Here is a 12915-nt window from a genome sequence, read left to right on the forward strand (position 1 = left end):
TCATTAATTTTGCTAATTTTAGAGTTGATATTCTAACCTAACTTACTGTGAATTTTTAGTCCATTATTATCAATCTGATTAGCCAGTTCTTGAATACTATCACAGTCAGGTAAAACTAAATTGGGTGCGATCTCAGCTAACGGAAGTAAAACAAACTCTCGAGACTTCAAGCCATAATGAGGAATTGTTAAACGTTCTGTGTTAATTATTTGCTGATCAAATAAAAGAATATCTAAATCTAGCACCCGAGCGCCCCATCGATTGTCCTTACGCACTCGACCGGCATTGTTTTCAATACTTTGTAGCTGCTCAAGTAATTCTATCGCACTTAAACTTGTTTCAAGCGCGACTACTGCATTCATGTAATCAGGTTGATCTTGCGGCCCCATAGGGCGGCTGTAATACAAAGAAGACACTAAAGTTACCTTGCATTGTTCGAGTTGCTTTAGCTTATCCAACGCAGAGCATATCTGCGCTTGTGGATCAGATAAGTTACTGCCCAAACCAATGTAGGTTAATGACATTACGCGTCGCTACTCGAACTTTCTACGCGAGGCTTTCTACGTTTTCGTGTTGTGCGTCGAGGTCCATTTTTATTAGGCACGATACTTTTTACCATAACTTGCTGTGTTTCGGCATTGCTCTCTTGGAAGTCTCCCCACCACTTGGCAAGTTCCTGAAGCGAAGAACCTTGTTCTGTATGGTTATCTGCAGCAGTTTCTATTTCGGCGCGCAGTAACAAAAAGTCATATCCGGCTCTAAATTTAGGATGTTCAAGCGCTTTAAATGCTCGTTTGCCATCTCGGCGGGCTAATTTTTCTTGTAAAATCCAAATATCTTTCATTACCGCTTGAAAGCGCTTTGGTATTGCAATGCTGCGTTGTTGCTCTGACATTACTTCACTTAAGGCACCAAAAAATGCATCTTGTGGCGTGAGTTTAGTTTCACGATTTAAGCGTTGTATGTGCTCTTGCATGGGGTACCAAAGCATTGCAGCGAATAAAAATGCTGGCGTAACTCGCTGATCATTATTAACACGATAATCGGTATTCTTCATCGCTAAAGCAATGAAATTGGCTAAATATACCTGAGATTTTTGATTAAGTTGTTGATCAACAGCTGGAAAAAAGTACTGAAATAAACTGTAATTTCTAAGAAGATCGAAGTTTTCTACCGCTTTACCTGACATAAACAGCTTTAAAAATTCTTCAAACAAACGCGCTGGTGGAATATTCGCCATCAGTGGTGCAAGAGATTTTATTGGTGCTTTGGTATCAGCATGAATTTCCATGTCTAATTTTGTGGCGAAACGAATTGCACGCAACATTCTAACCGGATCTTCACGGTAGCGTGTTTCAGGATCGCCAATTAAGCGGATTTGTTTAGCGTAAACATCTGCAACACCATTAGCAAAGTCATAAACTTTAAAGTCTTTAGCTGAGTAATAAAGCGCGTTTATGGTGAAATCACGACGTTCAGCATCTTCTTCAATACTGCCATATATATTGTCACGCAATAGCATGCCATCTTCACTTTGCTTAGACGTTTTTTGACAGTTTTTATCTTCATCGCTGTCGTGATGCCCCCTAAAAGTGGCCACTTCAATAATTTCGCGGCCAAAAACAATGTGTGCAAGACGAAAACGGCGACCAATAAGTCGACAATTACGAAACAAAGCCTTAATTTGCTCTGGGGTTGCGTTGGTGGCAATATCAAAATCTTTAGGCGTTAAACCTAAAATTATATCGCGGACACCACCGCCCACTAAATAAGCGTCATAGCCGCCTTTATTTAAGCGATACAATACTTTTAAGGCATTGTGACTCATGTGTTTTCTTGATACAGGGTGCTGATCACGAGAAAGTATAATTGGCTGTTCAAATGATGGCTGTTTAGAACTGTTTTTTCGTGCTTTTCCGAGTACTTTTTTACACAAGTTGATGACGCTTTTGATAATGGTGGACCCCAGTTTTATCATTAAATTTCTCGCGCAATGATATAACAGTGTAAGGGAAAAGAGAATGAAAACAGTGTGAAAAAACGGCTTATAAAACTATTTCTTGTGATTTTGGCACTTGCATGATTGACCAGTGGGTGATCGCCCAGCTTAAAAGTTCAGTGACACTGGCGTATTTTAATTCTTTAGGGGGTTGTTGACCTAAGAATGTTAAGGCTGATAAGAGGGTAGGTATTGGATTTTTTTTATCAATTTCAGGCGCGTTATTTTGTTTGCTTAATTTAAAACCTGCTGCGGTTACCGCTAGTGGAAAGTGGCCAAACTTAGGGGCGGTATGTTGCAATATTTGATAAAAACTTAATTGCCGCGCTGTCGGTTCAAGCAAGTCACAACCGCGGATAACATGGCTAATATTTTGATAGATATCGTCAACGACTACCGCTAATTGATAAGCAAATAGGCCGTCTTTTCTTAATACAATAAAATCTTCTTGAGCAAGTGCTGTGTTGCACGTTACTTGGCCTTGAATAAGGTCATTATATTGTGAGATACCCAAGCTATTAATTACGCGAATTGCACTGCTATTTTTGGGGTGCGCTAGTTGTCGGCAATGGCCTTGGTAGATGCCACCTGCTGCTTTAATTTGAGCGCGAGTACAACAACAATAATAACTTAGATTTTGTTGTGATAACTCGGCCAATACTTCACGATAAACCCGACTTTGCTGACTTTGGTAAAGTACATCTTCATCCCAATGTAGACCAAAAAGTTCTAGTGTTTTAAGGATTTCAGCACTTGCACCTGCTTTTTCTCGAGGAGGATCAATATCTTCAATTCTGACTAGCCATTGGCCGTTATTATGTTTTGCGTCTAGATAACTTGCCAAAGCCGCAATGAGTGAACCGAAGTGTAAAAAACCGGAAGGGGAAGGAGCAAAGCGACCACGGTATTGTTGAGCAATATCGGGTCGCAAATATTTATTAAGTTCCAACAAGTTAGAAGGTGTTAGCCTGCTAATTGACGTTCTTTGATTTCTTGTAAAGTTTTACATTCAATACAAAGGTCAGCCGTTGGACGGGCTTCTAAACGACGGATGCCGATTTCGATGCCACAAGAGTTACAAAAACCAAAATCGTCATCTTCGATAAGTTGTAAGGTTTTTTCAATTTTCTTGATCAGTTTACGTTCACGATCACGTGTACGTAATTCAAGACTGAACTCTTCTTCTTGAGCCGCTCGGTCAACAGGGTCAGGAAAGTTTGCTGCTTCATCCTGCATGTGCGTTACGGTACGGTCTACTTCTTGACGAAGTTGTATACGCCACGCGTCTAGAATTTTCTTGAAATGTTCTAGTTGCGCAGCGTTCATGTATTCTTCTTTGGACTTTTCAACGTAAGGGTTAACGCCTGCTAATGCTAAAATACCCAATGTTTTCTGTGTTGGCATGGTAATTCTCCTAATGCTACTAGACCTAAATCGATGAATATAGGTTACTTCATGTAACTTCATCGCTTGGTTGCAACCGCCAATTTATATAGGCTTAAAATATCCCACATATATTGTGTTAGCTCATACGAAATTCAAGGCTGAATTGATAAATAATTACGATAAAAATGATAAATATTTTTTAATTTAAATCGCTGTCTAAACTTTAACCAAGGTGACAATAAATTTTGAGCAAGCTCTTTTAGCAAGTTTATAGCCCTCCCGTCAATCATTATCGTCGCTATTTATTTGTTGTCGTTAAAGTATTACCGGCGCTTTATTGGCTAAAGTGACAATAAAACTGGTTTCCGCTTTTTGGAATATAGCTTTGTAAGCTATGATTTCAACGCCTTGTTGGCTCGCTTCACGCAATAATGTTGTGTATTTGGCATCAATATGTTCTGCAGGTTTTATATCATTGATACCAGAATGAAGTATGGCAAATAAAAGTACGGCTCGGTGACCTTTTTCTGCCATCGCTATTAACTCACGTAAATGTTTTTGCCCACGTAGCGTAACTGCATCTGGAAAATAGCCTTGATCTTCTTCTAATAAGGTAACACTTTTGACTTCAATAAAAGTTTCACGGCCGGCTTTATCTACAAGGTGAAAATCAATTTTACTATTTTCTTCACCATATTTTACTTCACGGTTTAATGTTTCAAAACCTTGTAACTCTGTAATAGTGCCATTTAAAATAGCTTGTTCCGCCAATTGATTTGCGCGAATGGTATTAACACAAATAAAATGATTTTTGTCAGTTTGTGTTAATTCCCAGCTAAAGGGATATTTCCGTTTAAGGTTGTCAGAAGTGCTATACCAAACTGTATCATCGGGCACAGCACAGCCAGTCATAGCGCCTGTATTTGCAACATGGATTGTACAATCACTTCCATCTTCTAAGGTAATGTCGGCAAGAAAACGTTTGTATCGTTGAATTAAGCTGGCTTTTTTAAGGTTAATTTCCATTGAGCTAAATATGTTATAAATTTTGCTTATTTTACGTTATACAGCGTTGAACTGCTAATTGCTTAGCAGATCTCTTATTTACTTTCAGTTACCTAGGTTGGCTGAGGTTGATATTTTTTGCCATGTACAAATCGTCATACTTCAAACCTCCGTTGCCATAAGGGTGTGACTTTGGGCCGGTATTACAATTCATTAAAAAATAAATAAGCGGTAATTCTCTTGCCATTCTAAATGTGGCATTTGAAAATACTTTTGTTTGTTTGGGGAACTCATCTCCGCCTTGAATGTAGAGATCATACTTTTGTCCGTTGTCACTTATTGAAGCATTATTAACTACATACCATATTTGATACCAAGTGCCTGGTATTAAAGGTTTCGCATCTTTTTGGCTCAGTGGGTTGATAATATTAGCGTAGCCTTGCTGCACTTTTACCATTAGCGCGCCAGTATTGACCCGGCCGTTAGATTCAGTTTTATCGCTTACTCTAATCGTAGGCTCAAAGGCATTGTAATCGTTGAGTTCAATATCCATTGGCTGCATATTACTGAGACCAAAAGCATGGTTATTAGGAAATGATTCAACATTTATTCGGCTATAAAAAGTATAGGTTTCTCCTACTTCTACTGGTTTGGGTAACTTTTTATAAGTTAAGGCTTTTCTGTTGCCTATAATATTATCTTCAGCTGGCTTTTTAATGAGGTATGAGTTTGCATGCTGACTTTCACGCCTTTGTTCTGTTACTTGAGGATTAGCTATTTTAGGTGAAGTGTCATTTTTAGTATCTGCTTTAGTCCAAGCTTGAGCGCTGTTTATTTGTTCAAAATTGTCTATTAAGATCCAAGCGTTTCCTTGTGCTTGAGAATAACTTGATAAAAATAGCAAAATTACCATTAATAAATAAGTAAATTTATAGTGACTCAAGCGCATTTATTTGAAAACCTTATTTTGAAAATATTATAATATAAAAGCTTAAAAATATTAATCTATTAAAGCTTTATTGACTGATCTAATATTTAGTATGAACCGAATCAAAAATCCTGTTTGGTCAACTAAGTGTTTAGGTTAATTATTTACTTATGTAGTGTAAACTATCAGCTTAAAATAAATGTAAAGGCGATAACATGACAACAGTTAATTCCGCTCCAGTTTCAATAACGTTAACAACAACTAATAATGCACAGGGTTGGCAGCAAGATAAAACACTGCAAATTTCTGAAGATAATATTGCTATTTATTTACCTCAAGATGCCGCTTATCGCTTACGAAAAATTCAAATGGCAGCGCGCAAAATAGAAAAATTAGACATAGAACATGCAGCTTTAGCAGGCGATGCATGGGATGAAGCGAGTCAGTGGGCATTTGCTTTAGGTTTTAGCTGTGTCAATAAATTAGAAAACATCAGTTTTTGTGGTGAACCAGCCTTAATCGAGCGCTTGAACAATAAATTAGCTGTTTATGCTTGGAGTCGTGACTTAACGAATCAAACACCTGCTGAGCTTTACCCATTAAAGTTGGCACAATTAGCCTCAGACTATATTAAAAACCTTGCACCAGAGCATGTTTCTACTCGCCTTATTCAAGGTGAAGCGCTGAAAGAACAACAATGGATGGGTATCTACAACGTTGGTAAAGGCAGTATTAACGAACCATGTTTGCTTGAGCTTGATTTTAACCCTACTGGTGACAACAACGCACAGGTAACCGCATGTTTAGTTGGTAAAGGAATTACTTTTGACAGTGGTGGTTATAGCATTAAAAGTAACGCCGGTATGTTTGATATGAAATGCGATATGGGCGGTGCTGCGGTTGTTGCTGGCGCGTTAGCTTTGGCAATGAAGCAAGGTTTGAATCAACGAGTTAAGTTGTACCTTTGCTGTGCAGAAAACATGATCAGCCGCGACGCTTATAAACTTGGCGATATTATTACTTATAAAAATGGCGTAACTTGTGAAATTGCTAACACCGATGCAGAAGGTCGTCTTGTACTTGCTGATGGCTTAATGGCGGCAAGTGAAACAGGCGCGCCAATGATTATCGATGCGGCTACGTTAACGGGCGCTGCAGTTGGTGCAACAGGTGGTGATTACACGGCATTATTCGCACTTGATAATGACGCAGCAGCAAAAGCACAAGCTTCAGCAAAAGCTACCGGTGAAGCAATTTGGCAATTACCTTTAGAGCCTTGGCATCAAGATAAATGTCCATCGGTATTTGCTGATACGGCAAATAGTCGCACAGTAAAAGGTGGTGGTGCTGGTGGTGCAAGTAATGCTGCAGGATTTTTATCACGCTTTGTAGATAATGGCGGTGCTGGTTGGTTACATTTTGATTTAGCAGGCGCGTATAACGGTGCTGAATCTGGCTTATGGGCCGCGGGCGCAACTGGTCTTGGTATTGCTACTATTGCAGATTTGATATCTAACCATTAGCACCCTGATAATAACGCATTGATGAGGATGGCGGAGGTTACGAGCCTTGGCTATTCGCAAGCGGTGGCAGTGGTGTAAAAAGCTGAGACTGATCCCGCTATTTGTTAAGTGCCCAGCAAAAATATATATTTATGCCTTGATGCTGATCTTCAGTTTCAAGGCATATTGCATTAGTCGGTCGTTATTTATGCTGCCAACTTGCAGGGAAGCTAAAGATCTATTTTTACAGTAATCTGTGCAACTATCAAAAACTGAAATAATATTTTCGTTGGTATTTAAAAGGTAAAACCATGATTAATTATACTTACGTGGGATATTACATTTTGTTTTCATTGGTTTTAGCGGCTGTTGCATATTTTGTATTGCAAACTAAAAGTCCTAAGCCTCTAAAAGATGCATTATTCATTTTACTTGCGATGGTTTTTCCACCGTTAGCGTTAATTATCTTTTTATATACTTTTTTTAAAGCACCCAAATAATCGCTATAAAATTACTTCCTAGCGATGGTTGATAAATTTTAGTATTGGCTTTAATTGGCTGATATTGGGCTATTGTTGATTTTCTAAACTTGTTAGCTGCGTTGTAAATATTGTTCTAACCAAGATTTTGCACTGTTGATATCGCTAAATACGTAAAAGGTAATATTACAGGCTTGATAAATTCTTCGTAGTTGTAATTGTTGAATATCGGCAGTGCTGCTATCAATTAAAACACTCGCGTTGGCGACTAACCCCTGTTTTACACGGTATTTATTGACCTTGATTAGCGCTTCTTCAGCTTCAGGTGAAAAAACACTGTTACCATAAAAAGCAATTAATAAGCCCCAAGGTTGACCAGAAAATTGATCACAAGCGCTGTACATATCCTCGATGTATTTTTCTGTTACGCGGTCATTAAATGGACCAAAGGCTTCTACTTGTAAAATGTTCGATCGCGATGCTATTGAATATTTATCTTCTACTATGGTTTCCATTGTCCAACTCCATTTCAAACAGGGTGCTAAGTGATAGCAGTATTTTTCACTCTTGCCAAGTAAGCATAGATTTAAATTATTGCCAGTTTTATTTGTATATAAAATAACCGTTAAATGTTTATTTTCCAAGTTTTAACTGGCTCATATCTTACGCCTTTCTCAGAAGAATATGAGTGATACAAGCTAAAGCTCGTAATACTTAATCGTTGTTTAAACGCTATTTCTTGCAGGGGGATGTTGGTGTTAGGCAATGAAAATTTTGCTTTACGATATAAGCTTAGATGCGGCTGATAACCGTTGTTTTTAATCGATATATCGCAATTTAAGCTTAATTCCACCATCGTTTTATTTACATAAATTAACCAGTCAGGGCATACCGTTGGCATAAGATGTAATACTTGAGCGGTTTTGAAATAACCCACCTTTGACAATAGCAAAGACAAGGTTTTAGTGTTTTCAACTAAAGGCTTTAGTTGTTGTTGAATCATGTTGTGCTGCTGGCTAATTAATTGCTCTAAATTCGCTTGTTGATCGTCACTGACTAAACCGAGAAAGGCCAAGGTTACATGAAAGTTTTGCTTATCAATTGCTCTAAAGGGTAACGGTAAATATTGCGCTCGCCATTGAGCAATTTTCTCTTTATCAACGCCTGAAATATCTAAGGCAAGAAACATGCGTTTATTCATTACTACTCCTTTCCTTAGATACATAATAAAAGTGATTATTGTTTTAGCTATTTACAATTTAAAAATGCTTTTAATTGCTTAGACATAATTGTCAATTAAAGCTACAACCTTGATATGTTAACATTACAGCCATAAAACTTTAAATTTACAACAACGCTATATAATTTATGACGCTAACGGCCAAAAAACTGCCTATCGATGATATTAAAGATGATGTTATTGCGGCATTAAATCAGTATCAAACTTTATTGTTAACCGCGCCTCCAGGTGCGGGGAAATCAACTTGCTTACCGTTATGGTTGTTAGATTTAGCTTGTTTATCGGATCAAAAAATATACCTTTTGCAGCCTCGGCGTCTAGCGGCAAAAAATATTGCTTGTTACTTAGCGCAGCAACTCGGTGAAAGTGTTGGCCAAACTGTGGGTTACCGGTTACGTAATGAAAGTAAAACTTCAAAAAATACCCGACTAGAAGTTATTACTGAAGGTATTTTAACGCAAATAATTCAACACGATGCAGAACTGTCTGATTGTGGTTTAGTGGTTTTTGATGAGTTTCATGAGCGTTCACTCAACGCCGATTTAGCTTTTGCGCTTACGCGAGATATTCAACAAGGCTTGCGAGAAGATTTAAAAATTCTGCTGATGTCAGCCACCTTAGCGACAGAAGCGATAAATCAACAACTGCCTGATGCGATAGCGCTAGAAAGTAAAGGCCGTAGTTATCCGGTTGATATTAGTTATCAAGCGCCGAGTAATACCCGGTTTTGGCGTCAGCATGCGTTATCAGTGTTGAAATCTGTAGTAAACACACACCAAGGTTCGATATTAATGTTCTTGCCCGGCACTGGCGATATTCGCTATTTAGCTGAGCAATTACAGCCATTTATGCCTGAAAATATGGCGTTGTGCCCATTGTATGGCGAGTTATCATTACAACAGCAGCAGCAAGCTATTGCTCCTGCGCCACGAGGTCATCACAAATTAGTGTTAGCAACCAATATTGCTGAAACTAGTTTGACTATTGAAGGTGTCGATTTAGTTATTGATGCTGGTTTGGAAAATGTTGCTATTTACGATGCGCAAACACTGAACAACAAATTAAGCCAACGTAGTATTGCAAAATCGTCAGCCATTCAGCGAGCAGGTCGAGCAGGGCGCTTACAAGCGGGTCATTGTATTCGCTTATATAGTAAAGAAGACTTTGAGCGCAGAAATGAGCAAAGTGGTAGTGAAATTCAACAAGCAGATTTACTGCCCATGCTAATGGAAGTCGCAAGGTGGGGAGCAAATGCTTGTGCACAACTGCCGATGATCGAATTGCCCAATGCTAAAAATGAGCAATTAGCTTGGCAGGAGTTAGCCAACTTAGGGTTGGTGTCAGCGCAGCACCAGTTAACCGCAGACGGTAAATTGGCGGCGGTTTTTCCTTGTCATCCACGATTTGCGAAAATGTTGTTAGCGGCAGCACAGCTTGAACAAAGTCAAAAAGTTGAACACTTATTAACCCTAGCTTGTTTATATGCGGCTTTATTAGAAGAACGCGACATTTTTAGTGCAGAGCAGCGGGTAGATAACTGCGATATAACGCAGCGGATCATACAGCTTTTACAGCAAGCGAAAAGGCCACAACATCAACGAATAATTCAACAAGCTCAGCGTTTATATCGAGTGGCGAACCAGCAACGTAGTCACATTAACAATAATAAAACTGCTGACAGTGCCAACGCCACAAAGCGCTTTTGTAATAATGCTACACAATTGCCGCTAGAGTGCAGCGGCTTATTATTGATGCTCGCTTACCCGGAGCGCTTAGCTAAGCAAAGAGACCATCAAGGTCATTACTTAACCGCTTATGGTAAAGGATTAGTCATGAGTAACAATGATGCTTTAGCTGATAAAAAATACCTTGTTGCGGTGCAATTTTTTCAGCGTCAACAAACCTTATCTATCGCTTTAGCCGCCGAGATTAGTTTATCGCAAGCACTTAATTGGCAAGTGGCCGCAGTAGACAGCAAAACACAGCTTCATTTTGATAATAAGCAAAATCGCATACGTTGTGCTAATCAACAAGTGATTGGTTCACTCGTTATCAGTGAAGAAAACACCACGCAACAACTTTCGGCCGAGTTGTTAGTTGAATGTTGGTGTCAACAAATTCGAAAACGCGGGCTCAGTTGGCTTAAAATTGACGAACAAACACAGCAGCTGTTATTACGCTGGCGCTGGCTAAATCAAACGCAAAGTCACTTAGCTTTTGCAGATGTAAGTGAAGCCTATTTGTTAACTAGTTTAGAACAATGGCTAGGGCCGTATTTAGCTGATATAACGAGTAAAGCGCAACTTGATAAACTTAATTTAGCTGAAGTATTACTCAGTCAGTTAAATTATCAACAACAGCAAGTATTTAACCAGCTTGCCCCCAGTTACTTTACCGGGCCAACGGGGCGGAAATGTAGAATTCGATACAGCTTAGAGCAAGCCCCCATTGTTTCTTTACCTATGCAGGAGTTATATGGCGTGAGTACTACGCCATCAATTGGCGACAGCAATCATAATAGCCAAGTCGCCTTGATTATCGAACTTTTATCGCCAGCACAGCGCCCCATTCAAATAACCCAAGATCTAGTGGCATTTTGGCAGGGTAGTTATCGCGAGGTGCAAAAGGATATGAAGTCAAAATATCCCAAACATTTTTGGCCAGATGACCCCGCAAATGCAGAAGCAACAAGAAAAACTAAACGACATGTTAAAGGCTAAGTGAGCAACATTTCGCCAATGTAAGCTCACTCGCGTTGGATTATCAGATTTGAATATTACTTACTGTATTTGTTGTTGAATAAATGCCCTTGTGTCATGCAATAAGTCTATTCGGGTAGGCTCATTTACGTACATCATATGACCACCGTGATAGTATTTGTATTGAATTTGTTCAGACTTTATTCCATGACGATTTAAGGTGTATTCAGCATCAAAAAATGGTGTTACTAAGTCGTAGTAGCCAGAAGCAACAAACACTTTAAGCGTAGGGTTAATACGCAAAGCCTTTGATAAATCGTGAGACGTGTTGACGTAAGTGGGCTCCCAAGCTTTATTTTTTGGTGCGGTGCGCCAACTCCACTGACTCGACAGTTCATCATCTGCGGGTGATAAATATGTGCGATTCCAATCGACACCCAAATCACTACGAATATAGCTCATTAGTGCTGAGTTGAAGGCCGATGAAATGGCGCGACTGGCATCATAATCAGGCGTTGCTTTTAAATCATCAACTTCGTCTACCGTGTAACGTGCGTCTAGCAAACCTATCGATAAACCTTTGTCTCTTAAAAGCTCTTTAGCAAAATGAAAGCCTTGAATACGTAAGTCTGCTCTATCAATATACGTTGGTGTAAGGCCAGTAAAATAGGCTAATCTATCGTTAATATGGTTTTTAGTTGCTTCACTTATGGTATTGCCTTTGAATAATGCCGGCATTAACTCATCAGTGGCAAATGCCCGTGCTTCGGTAAGAAAATTAGCCAAATTTTCAGGTTTTGGTTTGACTTTATCATGATAAACAGCGGCGGCTGCCATCGTTGGTAAATAAGTAATATGAGAGATTAAATTATCTCGAATATAAGGGCTCGAGCCTTGATAATCTAATGCTTGCGAGATAAAGATGATACCGCTTAAGCTAATTGATAAGTCGTGCTCTAAAATTTTAGCGACCGCTGCTGCACGAGTTGTGCCGTAACTTTCGCCCAATAAAAAGCGAGGAGAATTCCAACGGCCATTTTCGGTGATCCAAGTTCTAATAAATTCTGCCATCGAAGCAGCATCTTCATTCAATCCCCAGAACTCTTTACCTTCGTGTTCCCCTAAGGCGCGAGAAAAACCGGTACCAACAGGGTCAATAAACACTAAATCTGATACGTCGAGTATAGATTGAGCTGTATCTAAAATTGGGTAAGGAGCCGCGCCGGGAAATTGCGCATCGCTAGGTACTTTTACGCGTTTGGGTCCAAATGCGCCCATGTGTAACCAAGTAGAAGCCGAACCTGGTCCGCCATTCCAGATAAAGGTAACGGGTCGATTCTCTCCTTTCTTATTATTTTTTTTGGTATAAGCAAAAGTAAAAATACTTGCGGTTTCTTTACCATGTTTATCTCTTAAGTAAGTTTCACCAGCTGTTGCCGTATAATTAATACTTTTGCCATTAAAGCGACCTTTATGTTCACTTATAAATTGTTGCGCTTGTGGTATGGGGTTGATCTCTTTTTGCTCTTTGACATTATCTGCGGCATAAACAGCACCACTAAAAATCATAAAAAGGTTAATACAGATGAGTCTGAAGTGGGATTGAAATGACATAGGTGCTTCCAAATTTAATAATATCAGTTATTTATAGGGGAGGTACGTATGATTGTCAATTTA

General features: G+C 39.1%; 12 protein-coding genes. 2 read left to right on the forward strand and 10 right to left on the reverse strand.

All coding sequences use genetic code 11. The features are described 5' to 3' along the window. Positions 1–32 precede the first annotated feature (32 nt). From folK to A3Q33_RS11360, 6 genes are all read right to left on the reverse strand, one after another. Entirely contained in the window at positions 33–524 is a 492-nt protein-coding gene (gene folK / locus A3Q33_RS11335; protein WP_081180036.1) for a 2-amino-4-hydroxy-6-hydroxymethyldihydropteridine diphosphokinase, read from the reverse strand. Beyond that, a complete protein-coding gene (gene pcnB, locus A3Q33_RS11340; protein WP_231295639.1) occupies positions 524–1828 on the reverse strand; it encodes a polynucleotide adenylyltransferase PcnB in 1305 nt (434 codons plus the stop codon). Before pcnB ends, folK begins: the two co-directional genes overlap by 1 nt. A 217-nt stretch (positions 1829–2045) precedes the next feature. Next, positions 2046–2930 (reverse strand): tRNA glutamyl-Q(34) synthetase GluQRS, encoded by an 885-nt coding sequence (gene gluQRS, locus A3Q33_RS11345; protein WP_081182537.1) that lies wholly within the window; start codon positions 2928–2930, stop codon positions 2046–2048. 32 nt (positions 2931–2962) lie between these two features. After that, complete coding sequence (gene dksA / locus A3Q33_RS11350; RefSeq protein ID WP_081180038.1) at positions 2963–3403, reverse strand: RNA polymerase-binding protein DksA; 441 nt, start codon at positions 3401–3403, stop codon at positions 2963–2965. 297 nt (positions 3404–3700) lie between these two features. Beyond that, positions 3701–4411: a DNA/RNA nuclease SfsA gene (sfsA, locus tag A3Q33_RS11355; protein WP_081180039.1), complete on the reverse strand. Its 711-nt coding sequence runs from the start codon at positions 4409–4411 to the stop codon at positions 3701–3703. An 88-nt stretch (positions 4412–4499) separates the two neighbouring features. Then, a complete protein-coding gene (locus tag A3Q33_RS11360; RefSeq protein ID WP_502687188.1) occupies positions 4500–5339 on the reverse strand; it encodes a hypothetical protein in 840 nt (279 codons plus the stop codon). A gap of 194 nt (positions 5340–5533) precedes the next feature. Between A3Q33_RS11360 and pepB the strand changes: the two genes are divergently transcribed. Beyond that, positions 5534–6841 carry an aminopeptidase PepB gene (pepB, locus tag A3Q33_RS11365; RefSeq protein ID WP_081180040.1) on the forward strand — a complete coding sequence of 436 codons (1308 nt, stop codon included), beginning with the start codon at positions 5534–5536 and terminating at the stop codon, positions 6839–6841. Positions 6842–7157: 316 nt separating this feature from the next. Here pepB and A3Q33_RS20610 read toward each other — a convergent pair whose 3' ends face one another. The 3 genes from A3Q33_RS20610 to A3Q33_RS11380 all read right to left on the reverse strand — a co-directional run bounded on the left by A3Q33_RS20610 (position 7158) and on the right by A3Q33_RS11380 (position 8500). Further along, a complete protein-coding gene (locus tag A3Q33_RS20610) occupies positions 7158–7316 on the reverse strand; it encodes a hypothetical protein (protein ID WP_155866759.1) in 159 nt (52 codons plus the stop codon). Between the two features lie 96 nt (positions 7317–7412). Next, positions 7413–7814 (reverse strand): hypothetical protein, encoded by a 402-nt coding sequence (locus A3Q33_RS11375; protein ID WP_081180042.1) that lies wholly within the window; start codon positions 7812–7814, stop codon positions 7413–7415. A gap of 110 nt (positions 7815–7924) precedes the next feature. After that, the gene (locus A3Q33_RS11380) at positions 7925–8500 is read right to left on the reverse strand and encodes a 2'-5' RNA ligase family protein (protein WP_081180043.1); all 576 of its coding nucleotides are present in this window, start codon (positions 8498–8500) and stop codon (positions 7925–7927) included. 167 nt (positions 8501–8667) lie between these two features. On the opposite strand from A3Q33_RS11380, the gene hrpB reads away from it, so the two are divergent. Next, the gene (hrpB, locus tag A3Q33_RS11385; protein ID WP_081180044.1) at positions 8668–11259 is read left to right on the forward strand and encodes an ATP-dependent helicase HrpB; all 2592 of its coding nucleotides are present in this window, start codon (positions 8668–8670) and stop codon (positions 11257–11259) included. Between the two features lie 60 nt (positions 11260–11319). Here the strand turns inward: hrpB and A3Q33_RS11390 are convergent, their stop codons facing one another. After that, on the reverse strand, positions 11320–12852 hold the full coding sequence (locus A3Q33_RS11390; RefSeq protein WP_081180045.1) for a S10 family peptidase: 1533 nt from the start codon (positions 12850–12852) through the stop codon (positions 11320–11322). Positions 12853–12915 lie beyond the last annotated feature (63 nt).

This window comes from Colwellia sp. PAMC 21821 (assembly GCF_002077175.1).
Classification (GTDB): Bacteria; Pseudomonadota; Gammaproteobacteria; order Enterobacterales; family Alteromonadaceae; genus Cognaticolwellia.